Source organism: uncultured Roseobacter sp., assembly GCF_947491795.1.
Classification (GTDB): Bacteria; Pseudomonadota; Alphaproteobacteria; order Rhodobacterales; family Rhodobacteraceae; genus Roseobacter.
This window is the reverse complement of sequence record NZ_CANLKW010000002.1, coordinates 216,274-237,700: the sequence shown is the minus strand read 5'-3', so window position 1 is coordinate 237,700 and position 21,427 is coordinate 216,274. Positions and strand designations below refer to the sequence as shown.

Genomic DNA, 21,427 nt, shown 5'->3' with positions numbered 1-21,427 from the left:
TTCTTTTCCCGGGCAGTCACCTGCGGTGCCGGATGATCCGGTTTCAGAATGGTGGCGCGGCGTTCGTGCCATGGCGGCTCAGAATGCCGAGAGCTGTTGCGCCCGCATCGCGCGTCAATGATGCCAATAACGGTATTTCCCGCTTGTAAGCCCGGGTTTTGAGCCCGGATCGCCAGTGTCTTCAAAAAGCATCGCCCCGCACGAAAAATGCGCGGGGCGCTTTGGTCACAGCTCCATGTACTCATGGCCCTCGTGTTTGCCGCCCGGATGGGTCACTGCACCCAGGTATGTCGGCCCGACCAGCTGCGCGTATTTCCACAGGGCACCGGCGCCATAAATCGTCTGGCGCGGGCCTTTCCAGTTTTCTTTGCGCGTTGCGAGTTCGTCGTCAGTCAGATCAACAGAAATCGTGCCTTCAAGCGCGTTGAGCGTGATCATGTCGCCATTTTCCAGCAGCGCGATAGGCCCACCGTGTGCCGCCTCTGGTCCGACGTGGCCCACACAGAACCCGCGTGTCGCGCCGGAGAAACGCCCATCGGTGATCAGCGCCACCTTTTTGCCCATGCCCTGACCGGAGAGGGCCGCTGTGGTGGCCAGCATCTCGCGCATTCCCGGGCCGCCTGCGGGGCCCTCGTTGCGGATCACGAAGACATCGCCTTCCTCATAGGTGCGGTTCTGCACCGCCTCAAAAGCGTCCTGCTCGCATTCGAACACGCGCGCCGGACCGGTGAAAAGCAGGTGCTGCGGTTCCATTCCGGCAATTTTCACAATCGCGCCTTCGGGGGCCAGGTTGCCCTTGAGGCCGACAACACCGCCGGTTTTCGACAGCGGTGTTTCCACCGGATAGATCACGCGGCCATCAGCTTCGAGGCTGACTTTGTCGATCTCTTCGCCGATGGAATAGCCCGTGGCGGTCATGCAGTCTTCGTGGATCAGGCCCGCTTTGCGCAGTTCTTTCATGACAACCGGAACACCGCCTGCCTCGTACAGGTCTTTGGCCACATAGGCCCCGCCCGGTTTGAGATCGACGAAATATGGGGTGTCGCGGAAAATCTCGCAGACGTCTTCAAGGAAGAAATCGATGCCAGCCTCATGCGCCATGGCGGGCAGGTGGAGACCCGCGTTGGTTGATCCGCCCGTGCAGGCAACAATACGCGCGGCATTTTCAAAGGCTTCGCGCGTGCAGATGTCGCGCGCGCGGATGTTTTTCTCGATCAGGTTCATCACGGCCGCACCAGAGGCTTCGGCATAGGCGTCGCGGCTTTCGTATGGTGCGGGTGCCCCGGCGGAATTGGGCAGTGCCAGGCCGATCGCCTCGGACACACAGGCCATGGTGTTGGCGGTGAACTGGCCACCGCAGGCACCGGCAGAGGGGCAGGCCACCCGCTCAAGGATTTCCAGTTCGGCCTCAGACAATGAGCCGCTCTGCTGACGTCCGACGGCCTCGAACATGTCCTGAACGGTCAGGTCACGGTTGGCGAAATCCTCGGGTACCGCGGCACCGGTTGGCGCGCGGCCCGGCAGGATGGAGCCACCATATAGGAACACCGACGGCACATTCAGACGGATCATCGCCATCATCATCCCCGGAAGCGATTTATCACAGCCCGCAAGACCGACAATCGCATCATAGCAGTGCCCGCGCATGGTCAGTTCCACCGTGTCCGCAATTGCCTCGCGGGAGGCGAGCGAGGAGCGCATGCCCTCGTGACCCATGGCGATACCGTCGGTCACCGTGATTGTGGTGAATTCGCGTGGTGTGCCGTCTTCGCGTTTCACACCCATTTTCACCGCCTGCGCCTGACGGTTCAGCGCGATGTTACAGGGCGCGGCTTCGTTCCAGCAGGTGGCGACCCCCACCAGCGGCTGGTGAATTTCCTCATCCGTCATCCCCATCGCGTAATAGTAAGAACGGTGTGGTGCGCGTGCCGGGCCTTCGGTGACGTGGCGGCTGGGCAGTCTGGATTTGTCAAAGCGCGGTGTGGACATGGAATTACCTCTTCCTCGGACAGTGCCAGACCGGAATAGCCATCCGCCTCAGGCGCTGCAAGGCTCAAGCGTTCATTCGTGCACAGGTATGCAGCGGCACTGCGCGCTTGTATTGGCAAAACTGCGCGCCTAAGTTGTCCAGCAGGGCGAAATCCGGCTGCGCTGTGTTGTGGCCGAGGGCGACCTGTCCCCGGACCATTCGGAAAGCCGGTTTATGGAACCAACACTTTTCTCCTTTATCTGGAAGTTCTCGCGCAAAGAGCAGCTGTTTTTGCTGTTCTTCACGATTTTCACCTTCCCGTTTCTCTATGCGACGCTGGAACTGCCCAAGCGGATCATCAACGACGCGATCGGGGCAGATAAGGACGTCGTCACTGTTCTGGGTACAGATTTCAGCCAGACGCAGTTTCTGCTGACGCTCTGCGCGCTTTATCTGGGGTCCGTTCTGATTCACGGGCTGCTGAAAATGCGGCTGAACACCATGAAAGGTGTGCTGGCGGAAAGACTGCTGCGCCGCTTCCGCTACAGACTGATTGGCCGGATGATGCGTTTTCCGCGCGCCTATTTCCGCTCCACCAGCCAGGGCGAGCTGGTGTCGATGGTCACTTCAGAGGCGGAACCGATGGGCGGCCTGATGGGCGATGCCGTGGCACAGCCTGTGTTCCAGGCCGGTCAGATGCTGATTATCGTGATCTTTCTTTTTGCTCAGAGCGTGTGGTTTGGCATTGCAGGGATTGCGCTTATTCCGCTGCAGGCCTGGCTGATCCCGATGCTGCAGCGGCAGATCAACCAGTTGAATAAAAAACGCATTGTCGAAGTGCGTCAGCTCGCAGCCGAGATCGGAGAAACCGCAGCCGGTATCACCGACCTTCGGACCAACGGGGGCTGGCGGTACCGTCTGGCGGGCTTCACCAGCCGTCTGGGCCGGCTGTTCGAAATCCGCTTCCAGATCTACCAGAAAAAGTTTTTTATGAAGTTTCTCAATAACTTCATTACACAGCTGACGCCGTTCTTTTTCTATTCCGTCGGCGGCATTCTGGCGATCCGGGGCGAGATCACCGTGGGGGCTCTGGTGGCCGCTCTGGCAGCGTACAAGGATCTGTCCAGCCCCTGGAAAGAGCTTTTGACCTACTACAACCAGGTCCAGGATATGTCGCTGCGCTGGGAAATCGTGACTGAGCGGTTCGCGCCGACAGGCATGATCGATGAGGCGCTTTTTGAGGGCGAACCAGAGGAAATTCCACACCTTGATGGCGCGATCTCTGTCCGGAATGCCACGGTGCGCAATGCGGACGGAAACGCGGTACTGGAAGGGATCAACCTGGAGATTCCCGCCGGAGCCCGTGTAGCGATCAAGGTGCCCAGTCAGGTCGAGCGCACAGCCTTTGCCGAGCTTCTGACCCGCGAGGTCATGCCCGCGCGCGGCAATATAACGATTGCAGGTCACGATCTGGCCGGGCTGCATCAGGCGGTCATCGCCGCGCGGATCGGATATGCACATTCGCGGCCCTATCTGTTTGACGGAACACTGGGTGACAATCTGCTGATGCCGCTCAAATCCAGCCCCAAAACGGTGCTGTGGGACCCGGATCGCAAGGATCGCACCGCTATCGAAGCACTGCGATCCGGTAACAGCCCCGACAGCCTGCAGGCCGACTGGCTTGATCCGGGGCTTGCGGGTCTCAGCTCAGCCGAGGAAATCCGTGGCTGGTGGTTCCAGCTTGTCGAGGCGATGGGCCTTGATGAATTCATGTTCCGCCGGATGCTGACCGCGCGTATGGATCCGGAAGATCACCCCGAACTGGCGTCGCGTCTGGTCCGGCTGCGCGAAGAGGTGCACGGCATTCTGAAAGAGCAGGGTCTGGATACAGTTGTGAACCGGTTTGATCCGGACGTGTTCAACCCCTCTGTCCCGCTGGGGGGCAACCTGATGTTCGCCGCTCCGAAACGCGACATCAGCCAGCAGGGTCTGGCCGCCGAGCGCGATTTTCTGTCGCTGATCATAGAGCTTGGCCTGGCCGAGCAGGGTATTGCCATTTCGCAGACACTGATCGAAACACTGCACCAGACCTTTGGCATGGATGGTACAAGCCACCCGCTGTTTACGGCTCTGGGGATCGAAGACACGCTTTATGAACGCCTGGTAGACATCGCGGCCCGGCGCCAGGACAAGGGCGATCAGGCACTGACCGAAGAGGAATTTGCGCTGCTCCTTACGGTGCCTTTTGCATTCAGCGCCGAGCAGATCGGTCCGGCTTTCCCCGAGACGTTCAAAGAAGAGATCCTGCAGATCCGCAAAGCCAAGAGCGAGGAAATGCGGGCCCGCGCGCAGGATCTCTTTGTGCCCATCTCACCGGATAATTACCTGCCACGTCTGACCGTTCTGGAAAATGTGCTCTATGGAAAACTGTCCGCAATTGCGGGCGTCAAAGGAGAACTGGTCGAGGATATCGTGTCCGAAGTTCTGTCACGGCACGACCTGAAACGGCTGGTGGCGGAAACCATTCTGGACGTGCAAACGGGCCTGGGTGGCTCCAACATGGCCTCTGTTTTCCAGGAACGTGCCGCTTTCAGCCGTGCGGGCATCAAACGCCCCGATATCCTGATTCTGGATACCGTTCTGGCCAGTCATGACACGGAAACCCGCAGCCGGACCCGCAGCCGTCTTCAGGAGCTTTTGCCCAAAACAACGCTCATCTTCCTCGAGGAGAAATTCGCCAACCCCGAAGCCTACGACATCTACGTTGAAATCCAGAACGGCCGGATCGATGGTGAGGCGTCGATGGAAACGCAGGATGAGAGCGACAGCGGATCAGACGACCTGCGGCGCAAAATCCGGGCAATCTCGCGCACTGATCTGTTTGCCAATCTCGACGCGCGCAGTCAGCGTCTTCTGGCCTTTTCCGCGACCTGGTTCACCGCAAAGCCAGGCAAGCGCATATTCTCGATGGGCGAGCGGGCGGACGCGGTTTATCTGTGCCTGTCTGGCCGCGCCATGATGAGCTATCGCGACGATGATGATGTATCGCGGGATGTGACCGCTGTGGAACCAGGCAGGCTGATCGGTGATCTGGCGATTATTCTCGATGAGCCCCGCCAGCTGGATCTGGCCGCTGTGGAGGAGACGAAGTTCCTGCGGATCGGGGCCGAGCAGTTCCGCTCGGTAATCGAAGATGATCCTGTGGTGCTGATGCGTCTGCTGCATACTGTTGCCGAACACCTGACGGGTGCGGCCGAATTGCTGCGCGAGGCGCGGGTCAATGTGCGGGACCGTGCCGTGGAACTGACCGCCGCTGCAGAGGGTGAACCGGCAGGCGAGCCGGAAAAGACCGGCGGCTGAAGGATGCTGAACCAACAGGATTACCGCGCCCATGACGCGCTGATTGAACCGGTGCGCAAAACGGCGCAGCTTTGGCGGCTGGTTATGGGGCTGATTCTGGTGGCCGGCGTTTACCTGCTGTGCAACCAGATGTTCTTTCAGTTTCTGGGAACGATTCTGGGACCGGGCGCGATTGAATTTTTTGTCGGGCTCAATGCAGGCGTGTCCCCGGTCAGCATGCTGGTTCTGCTGATGACTTTCGGCTTTATGATCTTTGGCGTTGCGATTGCTGTCCGGGTCGCGCACAGCCGTGGCATTACCAGCGTTTTCGGGGATATTCGTCAGACCCGCCGGCAGTTTACAGATGTCCTGATCGTTTTGCTCATTCTGAACGTGGCGCTGGTTATCCTGCCGCCCTGGGGCATGGGGGGAACCCTTGAACCTAACCTGAACCCTGCCACGTGGGCGCTTTTGCTGCCGTTGTCCGTGGGGGCTGTCTTGATCCAGGTCAGTGCCGAGGAGGTGCTCTTTCGCGGATATATCCAGCAGCAGCTGGCGGCGCGCTTCAGAACACGGCTTATCTGGCTTGCAGTACCGTCGCTGCTGTTTGGGCTGGGTCACTATATGCCGCTGGAGGCCGGACCAAATGCCTGGCTGATCGCGCTCTGGGCGGTGATCTTTGGCCTGCTGATGGCGGATCTGACCGCACGGTCAGGCACGCTCGGACCCGCAATTGCGGTCCATTTTGTCAACAACATCGCGGCAATCCTCTTTGTGTCTCTGCCGGACGGGCTGTCGGGGCTGTCGCTGTATGTGACGCCGTTTTCGATGGCCGATACCGATACGCTGCGCGCCTGGCTGCCGGTTGATTTTGCGTTGATGTTTGTCAGCTGGCTGGGCGCACGCCTTGCTCTGCGCCGCTGATTGCACTTTCCGCAACGCAGCCTTATTTAGGGACTGAACGTAACAGGGGTGGCGGTATGAACTGGATCACGAACTATGTCCGGCCGAGGATCAATTCGATCTTCTCGCGCCGCGAGACACCGGACAATCTGTGGACCAAGTGCCCTGAATGCGGAACGATGCTTTTTCACAGGGAAGTGTCAGACAACCTGAATGTCTGCACCAGCTGTGACCACCACATGCACATCACACCAAGAGACCGCTTTCAGGCGCTGTTCGATGGCGGGGTCTTCACAGAAGTCGCGGTTGAAGCACCGGGTGTGGACCCTCTGAACTTTCGTGACCAGAAGCGGTATCCTGACCGTCTGAAAGCCGCGCAGAAACAGACCGCTGAAAAAGAAGCGATGCTGGTCGCGCAAGGCGAGATCGGTCGGACACCGATCGTTGCGGCGGCCCAGGACTTTTCCTTTATGGCCGGGTCTATGGGCATGTATGTCGGCAATGCGATCATCGCCGCTGCGGAAGAGGCGGTGAAGCTCAAACGCCCCCTGATCCTTTTCTCTGCCGCCGGGGGCGCGCGGATGCAGGAGGGGATCCTGTCGCTGATGCAGATGCCGCGCACAACCGTCGCAGTGCAGATGCTCAAAGAAGCGGGTCTGCCGTACATCGTGGTGCTGACCCATCCGACGACCGGTGGTGTGACGGCAAGCTATGCCATGCTGGGCGACGTTCACATTGCAGAACCCAATGCGCTGATCTGCTTTGCGGGTCCGCGCGTGATCGAACAGACAATCCGCGAAAAGCTGCCCGAGGGGTTCCAGCGTGCAGAATATCTGTTGGATCATGGGATGCTTGACCGTGTGACGCCGCGCGGTCAGATGCGCGAAGAGCTTATCACCATAACCCGCATGCTGCTGGGCATGCCGCCCGCTGTTCGCGCTGACCTGCCCGCACCCGACCCCGAGCAGGAAGCCACGGCAGAAGCCGTTGATGCGATGCTCGAAGAGGCGGATCTCGCGCCACAGGACCCCGCAACGAAATGACGGTGGCCACATCTGACGTCATTCTGGAGCGGATGATGGCGCTGCATCCCAAGGTGATTGACCTGACGCTGGACCGAGTCTGGCGTCTGCTGGATGCGCTGGGAAACCCGCAAAACGACCTGCCGCCTGTCATCCATCTGGCTGGAACAAACGGCAAAGGGTCGACGCAGGCGATGATCCGTGCCGGGCTGGAGGCTGCGGGCAAAAGAGTTCATGCCTATACCAGCCCGCATCTGGCGCGCTTCCATGAACGGATCCGCGTGTCGGGAGAACTGATTTCGGAGCCGGACCTGACGGCTGTTCTGGACGAATGCTATGCCGCCAATGGCGATGCCGACATCACCTATTTCGAGATTACAACCTGTGCCGCCCTGCTGGCCTTTGCGCGGGCGCCGGCGGATTTTACTCTGCTGGAGGTCGGTCTTGGAGGGCGTCTGGACGCGACCAATGTGGTTGATGCCCCTGCACTGACAGTGATCACGCCGGTGTCGCTGGACCACCAGCAGTTTCTGGGCGACACGCTCGGACAGATTGCGGGTGAAAAGGCGGGAATTATCAAGCGGGGTGTTTCCTGTGTTGTATCGCGTCAGACCGACGAGGGAATGGATGTGATCGAGAGCGTCGCCGCCCGCCACGCCGCCCCGTTACTGGCCTGGGGGCAGCACTGGCATGCTGCGCCGGACCGGGACCGTATGGTTTACCAGGACGATACAGGCCTGCTGGACCTGCCGCTCCCCAATCTGCCCGGCGCACATCAGATCATGAACGCGGGTGCCGCGCTGGCGGCCCTGCGACATCTTGGGATCGGAAACGATGCCTGCGAGGCTGCTGTAACACGGGCGCACTGGCCGGCCCGCATGCAGCGTCTGCGGGAGGGTCCGCTCGTTGATACCGCCGGTGCGGCAGAGCTTTGGCTGGACGGGGGCCACAACCCTGCAGCAGGCGAGGCGCTGGCGGCACATCTGGCGACACTGCCGGAGCGACCGACCTGGCTGATCTGTGGTATGCTGAACACCAAGGATATCGGCGGCTACATGCGCCCGCTGGCGGACTGTGCGGATGGTCTGGTCGCGGTCTCCATACCCGGTGAACGCAACACGCTGAGCGCGGAACAGACGGCGGCTGCGGCATCGGGTGCGGGTTTCGATGCCTCCCAGGCGGAAAACACTGCCGGGGCCGTGGCACAGATCATATCGCACACCCCGCACGCCCGTATTCTGATCTGTGGGTCGCTGTATCTCGCCGGGGCTGTCCTGCGCGAAAACGGGTAAAGCGCGCCAGGATCACTGCAAAATACAGTTTCGCAAGGTGGCTGTTGGCGGTGCGCGCGGCGGGCGTCCCGATCTGGAATGCTCTGACAGACTGAAATCTGCGCCGAGCGGGAACTGCGCCTCCCGGGGGGCACATTCATGCCGGGCATCCGGCCATATGCCGGCCATCCCGTATGCTCCTGCGCCGACAGCGTGGGGCCTGCGCGCCACGGACCCGTTGTTGCGGGCGGTTGCGGTGCAGCCCGGAGACTAAAGCCCCCATCCCTCTGACTGCATCTCGCGCAGGCGGGATGCTGTACGCTCAAACTCGAAGGTGCCCTCGCCCTCCAGATAGAGCATTTCCGGCTTGGCAGCCGCAGAGCAGATCAGCCGCACACGCGCCTCATAGAGCGCGTCAATCAGGGTTACGAACCGCTTTGCCTCATTGAAATTGCTGCGCGACAGGGTCGGGATGTTGTCCAGCATCAGAACGCGGATGGTTTCGGCCAGCACCAGATAATCTGCCGGACCCAGATGCCTGCCGCAAAGGTCGTGAAACCCGGCACGGGCAACGCCATTCCGAAACGCAGGTATCTCAACCTCCCGGCCTTTGACCCGGAGCACCAGCGGGTCTGCGGGACCACCGCTCAGATCCTGCCAGACGGCATCCATTGCCGCGCGGCTGTCACTGTTGATCGGCGTAAAATACACCTGTTGCCCACCCAGGCGGTTCTGCCGGTAATCTGTCGGGCTGGTCAGTTCATGCACCACCATCTTTTCCTGGATCAGTGCGATGAACGGCAGGAAAAGATCACGGTTCTGACCGCCTTTGTAGAGATCATCAGGCACCCTGTTCGATGTCGTTACAATGACCACGCCGTCTGCCAGAAGTGCTTCGAACAGCCGGCCGACGATCATCGCATCGGTGATGTCAGTGATCTGCATTTCGTCAAAAGCCAGCAGACGCACAGAAGCGGCAACCCTGGCGGCGACAGGGGCGATGGCATCGCTGGCGCTGGTTTTGCGTACCTCGTGCAGGGCCGCATGAATTTCCTGCATAAACGCGTGAAAATGCACCCGCCGCGCCGGCACATCGCCCAGATGATCGACAAAGAAGTCCATAAGCATGGACTTGCCGCGCCCGACCCCGCCCCAGAGATAGAGGCCCCTGGGGGGCTCGGGTGCTTTGCGAAAGAAACCTTTTTTCACCGGTGTGCTGAGTGCGGTCCTGATCCGCTCAAATTCGGGCAGTACGGCGATCTGGGCAGGGTCCGGTTGCAGCGTGCCTTCGGCGGCCATCCGGTTGTAGATATCGAGCAGCAATTCCATCTTTCCGGCATAGCCTGGCCTGCGCGGTGGGGAAAGAGGCGGACACATCAGGAAAACTGATGCGAGGACAAAAACTCCTGATTTGACGGGCGCCTGCCAATCGTTACGGTCGCGGCAGGTCAGGAGTAACCACATGTCCGAACGCGCCCCACTCTTTACGCCGGTTCTGATTGTCGGGCTGGTGATCATCATGGTCAGCTTTGCCATCCGCTCGACATTTGGCCTGTTCCAGATCCCGATTGCCGAAGAGTTCGGCTGGCTGCGCGCCGAGTTTTCGCTGGCCATCGCCATCCAGAATCTGGCCTGGGGAATCGGGCAGCCACTGTTCGGCGCACTGGCCGAAAAGATCGGGGACCGCAGAGCGATTGTCCTGGGCGCAGTATTCTATGCGCTGGGTCTGGTGTTGTCAGCGAATGCGGTGTCACCCCTGGAGCATCAGCTTTACGCCTGGTTGCTGGGCTTTGGCATTGCAGGCACGGGGTTTGGGGTGATCCTCGCTGTTGTTGGCCGTGCGGCATCGGACGAAAACAGGTCTATGTCACTGGCGATTGTCTCGGCCGCGGGCAGTGGGGGGCAGATTTTCGGCCCACCCGTTGCTGAATGGCTTCTGAGCGTCATGCCCTGGCAGAGTGTCTTCATTGTTTTTGCCGTGGCGATCATGGCGGTGATGCTGACGCTGCCCATGATGCGTGCACCGGCCATGGCGAGCAGGTCAGAGCTGGATGAAAGCCTCGGCGAGATTCTGGTCAAGGCGTTCAAAGACCCTTCTTATACCTTTATCTATCTGGGTTTTTTCTCCTGTGGCTATCAGATCGCCTTCATCACCGCGCATTTCCCGGCCTTTGTGACCGAGCTGTGCGGCCCGATCCTGCCCGGTGGCATGCTCGATAACATGGGTATCAGCACGACATCAGCCCTGGGGGCGGTGGCCATCTCGCTGATCGGGATCGCCAATATCGGCGGGACGCTGATGGCGGGCTGGCTGGGCAAGCGGTATTCCAAAAAGTATCTGCTGGCAGGCATCTACACGGGCCGTACGATCGTGGCCGCGCTTTTCATCATGTTCCCGATTACACCGGAGAGCGTCATTCTGTTTTCGGTTGCGATGGGAGCTTTGTGGCTGGCGACGATACCGCTGACGTCGGGTCTGGTCGCGCATATCTACGGCCTACGCTACATGGGAACGCTGTATGGTATTGTGTTCCTCAGCCACCAGCTGGGCAGTTTTCTGGGCGTGTGGCTCGGAGGCCGGATGTACGACATCTACGGCGATTACACGGTTGTCTGGTGGATCGGCGTGGCGGTTGGTGCTTTCAGCGCCATCATCCATCTGCCCATCCGCGAACGCCGTCTGGAAGGGCTCAGAACGGCTTAACCGCTCTGATGAGTAAAGGCGTGGATATGATCAAGGACCTGCTTTACGTGAGTATGGGCCAGCCCGTGACCCGCATCTTCGAGGATGATGGTCTGAACGTCCGGGTTCCATTCCACCAGTCGGTCAGCTGCAGCAATCGGGATGACATCATCGTTCCGACCCCAGACGGCGAGAACGGGCACGCCTTCGGTGTGCAGGGTTTTATGTGCGGGTTGCAGGTCTGATTTCAGCGCACCCCGCAGGCTGGCGGCCACAGAGGGAATGTATCCGCGCCAGTTCAGCTCTTGTTCCTGCAGGCTGGCAATGCGCTGACTGGCACCGGGTTGCTTCCGCTCTGCGGCAATCCCACGGCGCAGAATGTTCGGGTAAAACTCCAGCATCAGCCATGTGCCCACAACGGGCAGCGTCATCATCCGGCGAAACAGCGTAGCGGACAGGTTGCTCATGCCTGCCGGTGCCAGCAGGACAACCTGGCGGATGGCGACGGCCTCGGCGGCGGCAAAAGCAGCAGCGATTGTGCCCCCCATCGAATAACCGATGACCGTTATGTCATCGTCAACACGCTCGTGATCCAGCAGCTCGCTCAGCTGTCGTCTGAAAAATGCAATGTCCTGAGTGCCTTTGGGCCGGTCCGAGTATCCGCGTCCATAGAGATCATAGGTCAATACCCGAAAGCCGATCTGTGCAAGACCCTGTGCAATCCCGCGCCACACAAAAGACGGCGTTGTCAGCCCGTGAATGCAGACCGCAACAGGGCCGTTTTCCGGCCCGGTCCACTGATAATGGGTGACGCCGTCAGACAGGCGGGCAAACTGACCCGGCGCGTCCACCCGCGTCTTGTCCGTCATCTTTTTACGCGTTGCCTCGATCACCAGTGGGGTGGCAATGACAGCTGCAAAAATGAGATATGCCCACATCATGCGCGCGCCCTCCAGCGATCAAGGATGTATCGGCTGGTCATCAGATCCAGATGCGCGCCGCCACCATTCTTGAACAATGTGATTTCATCTGTGGACTGCCGGGCGAATTTTTCGGGGGTATAGTAGTCACTGACAATCTGCGACGCGTCAAAGGCCCCCTGGCTGATCGGGATTTTAAGCTCTCCGATGTGGCCCACGGTCGTATCAAGACTGTCGACAAAAACGCGCGCGCGGCTCAGGGCGGTGTCATCCGCTTCACGCATGTCTGGCCGGTAAGCACCGATCAGATCGATGTGCTGACCGGGTTGCAGCCAGTCACCCCGCAGAATGGGTTCGGTGGTCATTGTGGCGCTGGTCACGATATCTGCACCGCGCACAGCGGCTTCCAGATCGTCTGCCACAGTGACCCCGCCCAGCTGCCCGGCGAGCTGTTCGGCGCTGGTGCGGGTTCTGTTCCAGAGTGTGAACCTGGCGCCCGGGAAAGCCGCCCGGTAGGCCGCAAAAAGCCCGCGCGCCTGGGTCCCCGCACCGACGATCAGAATGTTTTCGCTGTCGGGCCGCGCCAGACGCCGGGCGGCCAGCAGGCTGTCGCCGGCGGTTTTCCATTTGGTGACCAGGTGAAAGTCGATGACGGCTTCCAGCAGACCCGTGGCATCGGCATAGAGTGTCACACCACCGTTGATTGTCGAAGTGTCGCTTCCTGCGTTGCCAGGAAACACCGTGGCCGATTTGACGGCCAGACCCAGCCCGTCAATCCAGGCCGCACGGTTCAGCAGCGTGTCATCGCCACGATAAAGAAACGTGTCTGCAATTTCGGCGCGGGGCATCAGATGGCCTGTCGCCAGAGCATCCGTCAGCCCAACCCAGTCAAGCAGGGCGTCGCCTTCGTCGAACGAGATGAAAGGCGGTGTCATGCGGCCTCGGTTTCTGTCAGCAGCCCCGCAGATACCAGCCGGTCAGCCCAGCCTTGCGGCCCGTCAAAAAGATGCGTCTGCCAGCCGTGTTTCTGTGCCGCCTCAATGTTGTCCGCGCGGTCATCCGCAAAAAGCAGGGCAGCACCGGACAGACCGGAGGTTTCTTCGACCGTTGCATAGATCGCCGGGTCGGGTTTTGTCATCGCGAGGTGGCCCGAAATGAAATCGCGGTCAAAATCGCGCAGGAACGGGTAATGCGTTGCCGCGTAGTCGTAGCTTTCAATACCGAAATTGGTCAGGGAAAAGACCGGCACGCCTCTGGCCTGAAGCGCCTTCATCAGCCGTACCGAATGATCGATGACCGGGGTGGCCATTTCGATCCAGCGGTCGTGCCACATGCGGATTTCATCGCGCCACTCGGGGTTCTTGTCCGCGGCGGCATAGATGGTGTCGGTGAAATGATGGCCGAGATCCACCAGCTCGTTCATGCCGTGCAGATCCACAGTATCGAACATGGCGCGGCGGCGCTCTTCTCCAATGACCGCATCATAGAAACGTTCCGGCTGCCATTCGATCAGCACATTTCCGATGTCAAAAACAACCGCCTGTGGTGTCACACTGCTCATGCGCGCTCTCCTTTTGGCAACAGCTAACGCAGCGTCCGGGCTTTGCGCAAGCACTGCTCGAGCGCATTCAGAAACCTTGAGCGGTCCGCCTTGGTGAAACCCTTGCCGCCGCCCTGGCGAAACGGGTCCGCGGCACGCAGATCGGCCATCAGATCACGGGTTGCCAGCACATTGCCGATATTGGCCTGGGTCAGCGGCTCGCCATTGTGTTTGAGCACCTGTGCACCCGCTTCGACGCATTTCGCCGCCAGCGGGATGTCACCGGTAATGACAACATCCCCAGGGCCGCAACGCCCGGCGATCCACATGTCGGCGATGTCCGGGCCATCAGGTACGATTACTGTCTCTACGAGCGGGTTTTGTGACGGGCGCAGGCCGCCATTGGACACGACAAACATCTTTACGCCATGCCGTGTGGCGACCTTTTCGGCCTCTGCTTTGACCGGACAGGCGTCCGCGTCGATGAACAGCGATGTCATGCGTAAAGCGCGTCCGCGTGGAAAGCGACGTGCTCTTCCATAAAGGTCGAGATGAAGAAATAGCTGTGATCGTATCCCGGTTGCAGACGCAGTGTTGCCTGCTGGCGTCGGGCATTCACGGCCAGGGCGAAGGCTTCGGGTTTCAGCAGGTCGATGAACTGGTCGTTGGTGCCGGTGTCGACCAGTATCGGGCCGTCGAACCCTTTTTCCTGCATCAGCAGGGTGGCGTCGTGCGCTGCCCATGACGCCTCATCGTTGCCCAGATAGGCGGTGAACTGTTTGCGGCCCCAATCGCTTGCCGTGGGGTTGGAGATCGGTGCAAAGGCCGAGACAGAACGGAAACGCTCCGGTAGCGACATCGCCATGGTCAGTGCGCCGTGTCCGCCCATTGAATGCCCGGTGATCGCCTGACGGTCCATATCGAGCGCAAAGTTATCGTCCAGCAGTGCGGGCAACTCTTCAGTGATGTAATCCCACATGCGAAAGTGCGGGGCCCAGGGTGTCTGGGTCGCGTTCACATAGAACCCCGCACCCTGACCCAGATCATAGGCTTCGTCGTTTGCCACATCCTCACCGCGTGGAGAGGTATCTGGAAATACCAGCGCGATGCCCTGTTCAGCGGCCCAGGCCTGGGCACCTGCTTTGGTCATCGCGTTCTCATGGGTGCAGGTCAGACCGGAGAGAAACCACAAAAGGGGTACAGGCCCGTCTTTGGCCTCTGCGGGCAGAAAGAGGGCAAAGGTCATGTCGCAGGCGCAGCTGTCGGAACTGTGTGAATAGACGCCCTGCGTGCCGCCAAAGCATGCGTTTTCCGAGATGGTTTTCATGTGCGCTCTCCCAAAGATGTGTTTCGTTGTGGCTAATGCCTCGGCGACGGTGCGGCAAGCCCCGATGCTCAGGCAGCTGTAAACCAGGCGATAACGGCGCTGACAGTTACAATGCTGATGATGGTCGAGACCAGGATGGCCGTCGAGACGCGTTGCGGCGCCACACCATAGTGCTGGGCCAGGATGTAGACGTTCCCAGCGACAGGCAGGGCAGCAGCCGAGATCACAACGGTCGCGGTATAGCTGTCCACCGGAAAGAGCCAGATCACCCCGACAGCCACCATCAGCGGGTGCAGGCCCAGCTTGCAGAAGGTCAGCCAGAGTGCGGTTTGCATCCGTTCGGCAGATTTTCCTGCCAGCGACGCACCAATCGCAAAGAGCGCACCGGGCGTTGCGGCCGCACCCAGAATGGTCAGAAAGTCATTCATCGGGGCAGGAATGGGCAGCTCAAGCGCGGCCCAGGTCAGGCCCGCCACAACAGAAACAATCATCGGGTTGCTGATGAGGCCCAGGCCGACAGTCCGAAAGGCGCCAACGCTCAGTCGCCCTTCGCGCGACAGGGTGATCAGGATGACAATCAAGCCGGAGAAAACAATCAGATCAACGCTGACCGTCATCACAACCGGCCCGATCGCTGCCTCTCCCAGCAACAGAGTCAGCATCGGAATGCCCAGAAAACCGACATTTCCGATGACAGCGCATTGTGCCTCGACCGCTGAGACCTCAAGGCTCTGGCGGCGCAACAGCGCAACAGCTGTGGCAATCAGGTATACGGCTATGGTTCCGGCGAGATATCCCAGAACGAGGTTCGTATCCCAGACGTCAGACAACTCCAGATTTGATGTGAACCGGAAGATCATCGCCGACAGGGCAAAATAGAAAACGAACTTGGTCAGATAGGCGGTGGCTTCGGCTGTGAAAAACCGCGTATAGCCGGCCCAGTAGCCCAGCCCGATAAGCGCGAAAAAGGGCAGGGTTTTCAGGAAGATTTCTATCATGGGACCGGTCTGCCCGGATCAGGCGCTGATATCAACCCGACCCGATCAGAACACCGGCAGCAAAGACCAGTGCGCCCCCGACAACGACCTGAAAAGCAGCACGAAAGAACGGTGTCTGCATAAATCTGTTCTGGATCCAGGCAATAGCCCAAAGCTCGATGAAGACAACGATGATCGCGATGACCGTTGCGGTCCAGAAGTCAGTGATCAGGTAAGGCAGGGCGTGCCCCAAACCGCCGACTGTGGTCATCACGCCCGATGCCACGCCGCGTTTCACCGGCGAGCCACGCCCGGAGAGCTGACCGTCGTCAGAGGCAGCTTCGGTGAAGCCCATGGAAATCCCGGCACCTACCGAGGCTGCGAGGCCCACAAGAAACGTCGTCCATGTATCCTGGGTCGCAAAGGCTGTGGCGAAAATCGGCGCCAGTGTCGAAACAGAACCGTCCATCAGCCCGGCAAGGCCCGGCTGGATCCATGTGAGAATGAACTGCCTTTTAGCGGCGTCTTCCTCCCGGTCGCGGGCGTCACCGCTCAGATGTTTCTGCTCCAGCGCTTCGGCGGTGTTCTGGTGGCCGGCCTCGGCGGCTGCCAGGTCTCCCAGAAGTTTGCGTGTGGCCGCATCAGCGGTTCTGGCTGCCGCCTGCAGATAGAATTTCTCTGCCTCGCGCTCCATTGCCTCCGCCTCGGCACGGATACGTTCCAGCCCGAGGTTCTCGACCAGCCAGATGGGGCGGCGGTTGTAATAACCTGCGACATGTTCCCGGCGGATCAGAGGAATGACATCGCCAAAACGCTTTGTGTGCAGGTCGATCAGACGCTGACGGTGCGTGTCCTCCTCGGCGGCCATACCGTCGAATACTTTTGCACTGTCCGGAAAATCTGCGCGCAGCCTTTCCGCATATCCCCGGTAAATCCGGGCGTCATCTTCTTCTGATGATATCGCCAGAGCGAGGATTTCCTGCTCTGACAGATCACTGAAGCTCTTGCGGGACAGGGAAAATCGCATACAGGCCTCCATTGTTTAGAATGATTCTAATTGCCTCTGTCCTGGGTTTCAATCCGCTTTGAGCCTGCTGTGTGGTTTTCCCTTGGAACTGAACCGCCCGGTTTATATTGTGGAGCCAATGCCGGAGGCCAGATGACAGAAACCAAAGAGCTTATTCGCAAGGGCCGGAAATTCGATCAGGTTCTCAACGGCGCTCGCGACGTCTTTATGGCCGATGGGTTTGAAGGGGCGAGCGTGGACGAAATTGCCCGGGTCGCGAATGTCTCCAAGGCCACGCTCTATAGCTACTTTCCCGACAAACGGCTGCTTTTTATGGAAGTGGCGCGCAGTGAATGCCAGCGACAGTCCCGCGACGCGCTCGACAATATTGATATGGATGCCGAACCCCGGGATGTCCTGACGCAGACGGGTCGCCATTTTCTGACATTTATCAGTTCGGAGTTCGGACAGCAGATTTTCCGTATCTGTGTTGCGGAATCAGACCGCTTCCCAGAGCTGGGCCAGCGGTTTTACGACTCCGGTCCGGCCGTGTTCCGGGCAGAGATGGCTGCATACTTTGAACGGGCCCAGGGCCGCGGAGAGCTGGTGATCGATGATTTTGTGCTGGCAGCCGATCAGTTCGGGGAGCTGTGTAAGGCAGATGTCTGGCCGCGTCTGATCTTTGGGGTGATCCGCTCGGTCTCACCCGAAGAGATCGAGCGCGTTGTGGCAGCTGCGGTTGAAACCTTCATGGCACGCTACGGCGCCTGACGGGGGACTCGACAGCCTGGCTGTCGCGGGCTACTTCTGGATAGAACAAAACAAGAACATTAATGATTCTACTGTCTTTGCTGCCACAATGACTGACCGAAGAATTCTGTCCCTCTGGTTCCCGCGTCTCGGGGCTGACCGGCTGATGCGTCTGGAGCCGCAGCTGCAGCAGATGCCTTTTGCCGTTGTCCGGGAGGTCGCCAATATGCAGGTGCTCAGTTCCGTTAACCCGGTTGCGGCCGGGTTCGGGATACGAACCGGCCAGCCTGTGCGGGATGCGCATGCCATGTGCGAAGGGCTGGTGACCCGCGCCCGGAATACTCAGTCTGAGAGAGCATTTTTATCTGTCCTTCAACGCTGGGCCGGGAAGTTCAGCCCCTGGGTGGCGACCGAAGCAGATGACGGCCTAGTGGTTGACCTGACCGGGTGCGCGCATCTGTTCGGGGGCGAGGCCTCGCTGATGGAGGTGGTGCAGCAGGACTGTAACGACCTGGGCCTTGCCGTACGGATGGGGCTGGCAGACACCCGTGGTGCGGCATGGGCACTGGCCCGCTTTGCCGGGCAGGCCGCCGGCGCGCACCGGTCCGGCGATGCCATCGACCAGGAAGCGCGCGCCACACGCTCCCGCGCGGGCAAGCGGCGGCACTGGACACGGGGCGGGGCGGCGCCCGTCATGCAGCCGGGCCGTCATGCGGCGACGCATCGGATTGCAGCCCCGGGGCAGACCTATTCCGCGCTCAGCCCGCTGCCGGTTGCGGCGCTGCGCCTTGATGATGGGGTCGCTGAACAGCTGGCGCGGTTGGGCCTTCGACGGATCGGGGATCTGCTGGGACAGCCGCGTGCCTCACTGGCGCGCCGTTTCGGGCGTGGTCTTGTGATGCGCATGGATCAGGCGATGGGTTCCGCCCCTGAACCGGTTTCCCCTGCAAAGCCGCCGGATCATTTCGCCGTGCGGCTGACACTGCCCGAACCGATCGGCCTGGAGGCTGATATGCTGGCCGGTATCGATCGCCTGCTGCCGCGGCTTTGCGCACAGCTGCGGGACAAGGGGCGTGGAGCGCGGCGCGTCAGGCTGCAGGCCTTTCGCAGCGATCATGACATTCAGTCTGTTGATATCGGCCTTGCACGTCCCTCTCATGATCCGGATCGCATCAGGCCTCTGCTGGCGATGAAGCTTGAGACAATTGATGCGGGTTTCGGCATTGACATGCTGCGGCTGGAAGCCCTGCAGTCAGAGCCGTTGCATAACCGCCGGGCGGTTGGCCATCTGGATGCGGGGCAGGCGGTAAACAAACGTCTGGCCAGTAATACTGCGACAGATGACCTGATCGGGCGGATCGGCGCGCGGGTTGGTCTGGATGCTGTGACACGCCTGTATCCGACAGAAAGCCATATCCCGGAAAAAACCAGCAAGGTAATGGCGGCGGCCTGGTCTGCGCCCTATGGCGGAGACTGGCGGCGTTCTGCCACGCCCCGCCCGTTGCTGCTGTGGCAGCCGGAACCGGTCAACGCACCTGATACCCCAAAGGTGCCTGAAGTTTTTCGCTGGCGGGGCCGGACGCTCAGACGTCGCCGGGCTGTTGGTCCGGAACGCCTGGCACCGGAATGGTGGCTGGATGATCCTGACTGGCGCACAGGTGTGCGAGACTACTGGGTTACGGACACCGAGGATGGGCAGAAGCTGTGGCTGTTCTACGGGCACGGCGGTACCATGTCGTCCGGCTGGTTCTGTCATGGTTCTTTTGCCTGACCGGCTGCGCGCGCGCAGAAAATCAACCGGTATTTTTTCGGCGCGCGCGCCGATTTGCATTCAGTTCGCGCAGGCGATCAAAGCTCTTTTTCCCGAAAACTCTCCGCATAAGAGCCCGGAAGTCCACGATCCCGTTCAGTGACAGGTGCGACAGCTTTAAAACCTGTTTTGCCCGCACTGTTGGAAAAGCGCCGGTACCAAGACCTGCCTGGACCTGCTTCAGCAGAGCCGCGCGTCGCTCAAAGAAAGCGCTGTCCGGTTCTATCGATGGGCTGGATTTGCGAAGGTGGACAAAGAACTCATGGCCCAAGGTTTCTGAGACCTCAAGGACCTCGAGATCCAATTCACCCAGATAGATAAGGTCACGCACCATCAGTTCAAAGGTTTCTCCGAACATTGCACTGAAATGCGAGTCGACATAGTCAAACGGCCCGTTCAGTCGGTTCAGATAGGCGTCATACTGCTCCCTCAGGTTCGTGGTCGGATCGAAACGGTCTGGCTGCAGGCGGTCCATACTAAATGCAAGATGCCTGTCATCGATATCAGCGTATTCTGCGTAAACACTGGACGCCTCGAAAATACGGGATGGCGCTGGCAGCGGTAAAGGGTTGTGATACGCCTCCAGCCAGTCCGACAATCGCGTCGGGAATCTGAAATGATCAAAGCAGGTCCGAAAATCGGGAACGGCCATGCTCAGAACACCGCCTTCTTTAAGTACCTCAGAGCAATCCTTGAGGAACTTCAAGGGATTAGGAAGGTGTTCGAAATTATGCGAAGAAACGATGTAGCCAATCTGATGTTCTGCACGGAGCTTTTCTGTCAGCGCCGCCAGTTCACTGGCGTCTCCGACCAGATCAACCTCTTCAATAAGCGCCATCTTTTCCGAATCCACAAACGCATCTGACGCCGCACGTTCACGTATCGTAGTCGTATGAAAAACATCGACATTTATCGTGTTGTAGCCATCTCTTCGGGATGCAATCGGCGTACAGTATGGTGCAATTTCGATGCCAGTATCGTTCTTGTCCACGTACCGGCGTAATTCTTCCAGGCGATTGAACTTCTTTGTCATGCTGCCTCTTGAGAATGCGGATTATCCGGGCTGCCGAACAATCGGACACAGCAGGCGCAGGGTCAATATAATATGCGAAATGCCTGGAAGTGCACACTGATCAAGTATGGCCGCGCTTTCATCGAGCACAAAAAAGGGCGCCCCGGTGGAGCGCCCTTTCTGAAACTGTTGATCCCGGCGTATCAGGACTTTTTGCGACGGCGGGCAATGCCCAGACCGGCAAGACCTGACATCAGGAGCACCGCACCGGCCGGAAGCGGCACAGGTGAAATGTCGGCTTCGACGCGCAGGATAGAAGGGTTCCCGTTTGCAGATGCATAGAGCAGCGTGAAATCGCCCGCGTCAGCAGTGAAATCGGTGAGCCTTCTGGACGTAGGCGGCGCGCTGACGCCACCACCGACGTTGTTGCCTTCGAGCGTGATGCCATCGTCATGTGTGATCAGACCGTTCAGTGCATTCCCCGCAAAAGAGCCGAAGATTTCAAAGAACGTGGTGGTCACATAGCTGCCCTGGCTCAGCAGGGTGCTGGACAGATCAATGCTGGAGCTCACAACAGAATAGCTGCCGCCTGCGCTGGTCAGGAAGTTGTCGATTGTTGTTGTCGAGCTGCCGCCGCTGCCGATGCCAAAGTCCAGCGCGCCGGTGTATTCGATCACGGCGTCAATGGCCTGTGCGTCAAAGTTCGACCGCGTTGCAGCGGAGTTCGACCGCGTTACAACATCACCCGGTGCGTCGCTGTCGTCAAAGTTGCGGATATTGATTGTGTACGTGCCGCTCAGCGTGGCGGCTGTGGCTTCTGCTGCAAGCATTGTCATGGCTGCAGCGGCCGCAATAATTGTGTGTTTCATCATCGGAACACGTCTCCTTGTTAAAACCG

Annotated in this window: 18 protein-coding genes; 7 read left to right on the top strand and 11 right to left on the bottom strand. The window is 59.7% G+C overall.

The window, feature by feature from the left end:
* Nucleotides 1-225: 225 nt before the first annotated feature.
* Nucleotides 226-1,989, bottom strand: coding sequence for a dihydroxy-acid dehydratase (gene ilvD, locus Q1A34_RS07965; protein WP_300032806.1), 1,764 nt, complete (start codon nucleotides 1,987-1,989; stop codon nucleotides 226-228).
* Nucleotides 1,990-2,203: 214 nt separating this feature from the next.
* Here ilvD and Q1A34_RS07960 point away from each other — a divergent pair, with 214 nt between their 5' ends.
* The 4 genes from Q1A34_RS07960 to Q1A34_RS07945 are packed head-to-tail and all read left to right on the top strand — an operon-like array spanning nucleotide 2,204 to nucleotide 8,525.
* Nucleotides 2,204-5,329 (top strand): ABC transporter transmembrane domain-containing protein, encoded by a 3,126-nt coding sequence (locus tag Q1A34_RS07960; RefSeq protein ID WP_300032804.1) that lies wholly within the window; start codon nucleotides 2,204-2,206, stop codon nucleotides 5,327-5,329.
* Nucleotides 5,330-5,332: 3 nt separating this feature from the next.
* A complete protein-coding gene (locus tag Q1A34_RS07955) occupies nucleotides 5,333-6,232 on the top strand; it encodes a type II CAAX endopeptidase family protein (RefSeq protein ID WP_300032802.1) in 900 nt (299 codons plus the stop codon).
* 56 nt (nucleotides 6,233-6,288) lie between these two features.
* Nucleotides 6,289-7,254: an acetyl-CoA carboxylase, carboxyltransferase subunit beta gene (gene accD, locus Q1A34_RS07950; protein ID WP_300032800.1), complete on the top strand. Its 966-nt coding sequence runs from the start codon at nucleotides 6,289-6,291 to the stop codon at nucleotides 7,252-7,254.
* Entirely contained in the window at nucleotides 7,251-8,525 is a 1,275-nt protein-coding gene (locus Q1A34_RS07945) for a folylpolyglutamate synthase/dihydrofolate synthase family protein (protein WP_300032798.1), read from the top strand. The genes accD and Q1A34_RS07945 overlap by 4 nt, the downstream gene beginning before the upstream one ends.
* Nucleotides 8,526-8,774: 249 nt before the next feature.
* Here the strand turns inward: Q1A34_RS07945 and zapE are convergent, their stop codons facing one another.
* Nucleotides 8,775-9,833, bottom strand: coding sequence for a cell division protein ZapE (gene zapE / locus Q1A34_RS07940; protein WP_300032796.1), 1,059 nt, complete (start codon nucleotides 9,831-9,833; stop codon nucleotides 8,775-8,777).
* Between the two features lie 133 nt (nucleotides 9,834-9,966).
* Here zapE and Q1A34_RS07935 point away from each other — a divergent pair, with 133 nt between their 5' ends.
* Nucleotides 9,967-11,208: an MFS transporter gene (locus Q1A34_RS07935; protein WP_300032794.1), complete on the top strand. Its 1,242-nt coding sequence runs from the start codon at nucleotides 9,967-9,969 to the stop codon at nucleotides 11,206-11,208.
* Here the strand turns inward: Q1A34_RS07935 and Q1A34_RS07930 are convergent.
* The 7 genes from Q1A34_RS07930 to mbfA all read right to left on the bottom strand — a co-directional run bounded on the left by Q1A34_RS07930 (nucleotide 11,205) and on the right by mbfA (nucleotide 16,978).
* Entirely contained in the window at nucleotides 11,205-12,128 is a 924-nt protein-coding gene (locus Q1A34_RS07930; protein WP_300032792.1) for an alpha/beta hydrolase, read from the bottom strand. The two genes, Q1A34_RS07935 and Q1A34_RS07930, sit on opposite strands and share 4 nt — an antisense overlap.
* Complete coding sequence (locus Q1A34_RS07925) at nucleotides 12,125-13,042, bottom strand: ornithine cyclodeaminase (RefSeq protein ID WP_300032790.1); 918 nt, start codon at nucleotides 13,040-13,042, stop codon at nucleotides 12,125-12,127. Before Q1A34_RS07925 ends, Q1A34_RS07930 begins: the two co-directional genes overlap by 4 nt.
* Entirely contained in the window at nucleotides 13,039-13,659 is a 621-nt protein-coding gene (locus Q1A34_RS07920; RefSeq protein WP_300034087.1) for an HAD family phosphatase, read from the bottom strand. The genes Q1A34_RS07925 and Q1A34_RS07920 overlap by 4 nt, the downstream gene beginning before the upstream one ends.
* A 32-nt stretch (nucleotides 13,660-13,691) precedes the next feature.
* Nucleotides 13,692-14,147: a YaiI/YqxD family protein gene (locus Q1A34_RS07915; RefSeq protein ID WP_300032788.1), complete on the bottom strand. Its 456-nt coding sequence runs from the start codon at nucleotides 14,145-14,147 to the stop codon at nucleotides 13,692-13,694.
* Nucleotides 14,144-14,974: an S-formylglutathione hydrolase gene (gene fghA / locus Q1A34_RS07910; protein ID WP_300032787.1), complete on the bottom strand. Its 831-nt coding sequence runs from the start codon at nucleotides 14,972-14,974 to the stop codon at nucleotides 14,144-14,146. The genes Q1A34_RS07915 and fghA overlap by 4 nt, the downstream gene beginning before the upstream one ends.
* A gap of 68 nt (nucleotides 14,975-15,042) precedes the next feature.
* On the bottom strand, nucleotides 15,043-15,972 hold the full coding sequence (locus tag Q1A34_RS07905; RefSeq protein ID WP_300032785.1) for an AEC family transporter: 930 nt from the start codon (nucleotides 15,970-15,972) through the stop codon (nucleotides 15,043-15,045).
* 31 nt (nucleotides 15,973-16,003) lie between these two features.
* Nucleotides 16,004-16,978 carry an iron exporter MbfA gene (gene mbfA, locus Q1A34_RS07900; RefSeq protein WP_300032783.1) on the bottom strand — a complete coding sequence of 325 codons (975 nt, stop codon included), beginning with the start codon at nucleotides 16,976-16,978 and terminating at the stop codon, nucleotides 16,004-16,006.
* A gap of 132 nt (nucleotides 16,979-17,110) precedes the next feature.
* On the opposite strand from mbfA, the gene Q1A34_RS07895 reads away from it, so the two are divergent.
* Nucleotides 17,111-17,728 carry a TetR/AcrR family transcriptional regulator gene (locus Q1A34_RS07895; RefSeq protein ID WP_300032782.1) on the top strand — a complete coding sequence of 206 codons (618 nt, stop codon included), beginning with the start codon at nucleotides 17,111-17,113 and terminating at the stop codon, nucleotides 17,726-17,728.
* Nucleotides 17,729-17,816: 88 nt separating this feature from the next.
* A complete protein-coding gene (locus Q1A34_RS07890) occupies nucleotides 17,817-19,478 on the top strand; it encodes a DNA polymerase Y family protein (protein WP_300032781.1) in 1,662 nt (553 codons plus the stop codon).
* Between the two features lie 22 nt (nucleotides 19,479-19,500).
* On the opposite strand, the gene Q1A34_RS07885 is transcribed toward Q1A34_RS07890, so the two are convergent.
* Together Q1A34_RS07885 and Q1A34_RS07880 are read right to left on the bottom strand one after the other, a co-directional pair.
* Nucleotides 19,501-20,550, bottom strand: a complete 1,050-nt coding sequence (locus Q1A34_RS07885; protein WP_300032779.1) for a methyltransferase domain-containing protein — start codon at nucleotides 20,548-20,550, stop codon at nucleotides 19,501-19,503.
* A 182-nt stretch (nucleotides 20,551-20,732) separates the two neighbouring features.
* Nucleotides 20,733-21,401, bottom strand: a complete 669-nt coding sequence (locus Q1A34_RS07880; RefSeq protein WP_300032777.1) for a VPLPA-CTERM sorting domain-containing protein — start codon at nucleotides 21,399-21,401, stop codon at nucleotides 20,733-20,735.
* Nucleotides 21,402-21,427 lie beyond the last annotated feature (26 nt).

Excerpts from the sequence above, each read along its gene's own strand:
- Q1A34_RS07935 (WP_300032794.1), top strand. The coding sequence starts at position 9,967 with ATGTCCGAACGCGCCCCACTCTTTACGCCGGTTCTGATTGTCGGGCTG.
- accD (WP_300032800.1), top strand. The coding sequence starts at position 6,289 with ATGAACTGGATCACGAACTATGTCCGGCCGAGGATCAATTCGATCTTC.
- ilvD (WP_300032806.1), bottom strand. The coding sequence starts at position 1,989 with ATGTCCACACCGCGCTTTGACAAATCCAGACTGCCCAGCCGCCACGTC.
- Q1A34_RS07930 (WP_300032792.1), bottom strand. The coding sequence starts at position 12,128 with ATGATGTGGGCATATCTCATTTTTGCAGCTGTCATTGCCACCCCACTG.
- zapE (WP_300032796.1), bottom strand. The coding sequence starts at position 9,833 with ATGGAATTGCTGCTCGATATCTACAACCGGATGGCCGCCGAAGGCACG.
- Q1A34_RS07885 (WP_300032779.1), bottom strand. The coding sequence starts at position 20,550 with ATGACAAAGAAGTTCAATCGCCTGGAAGAATTACGCCGGTACGTGGAC.
- Q1A34_RS07960 (WP_300032804.1), top strand. The coding sequence starts at position 2,204 with ATGGAACCAACACTTTTCTCCTTTATCTGGAAGTTCTCGCGCAAAGAG.
- Q1A34_RS07905 (WP_300032785.1), bottom strand. The coding sequence starts at position 15,972 with ATGATAGAAATCTTCCTGAAAACCCTGCCCTTTTTCGCGCTTATCGGG.
- Q1A34_RS07925 (WP_300032790.1), bottom strand. The coding sequence starts at position 13,042 with ATGACACCGCCTTTCATCTCGTTCGACGAAGGCGACGCCCTGCTTGAC.
- Q1A34_RS07955 (WP_300032802.1), top strand. The coding sequence starts at position 5,333 with ATGCTGAACCAACAGGATTACCGCGCCCATGACGCGCTGATTGAACCG.
- Q1A34_RS07895 (WP_300032782.1), top strand. The coding sequence starts at position 17,111 with ATGACAGAAACCAAAGAGCTTATTCGCAAGGGCCGGAAATTCGATCAG.
- fghA (WP_300032787.1), bottom strand. The coding sequence starts at position 14,974 with ATGAAAACCATCTCGGAAAACGCATGCTTTGGCGGCACGCAGGGCGTC.
- Q1A34_RS07890 (WP_300032781.1), top strand. The coding sequence starts at position 17,817 with ATGACTGACCGAAGAATTCTGTCCCTCTGGTTCCCGCGTCTCGGGGCT.
- mbfA (WP_300032783.1), bottom strand. The coding sequence starts at position 16,978 with ATGCGATTTTCCCTGTCCCGCAAGAGCTTCAGTGATCTGTCAGAGCAG.
- Q1A34_RS07880 (WP_300032777.1), bottom strand. The coding sequence starts at position 21,401 with ATGATGAAACACACAATTATTGCGGCCGCTGCAGCCATGACAATGCTT.
- Q1A34_RS07915 (WP_300032788.1), bottom strand. The coding sequence starts at position 14,147 with ATGACATCGCTGTTCATCGACGCGGACGCCTGTCCGGTCAAAGCAGAG.
- Q1A34_RS07945 (WP_300032798.1), top strand. The coding sequence starts at position 7,251 with ATGACGGTGGCCACATCTGACGTCATTCTGGAGCGGATGATGGCGCTG.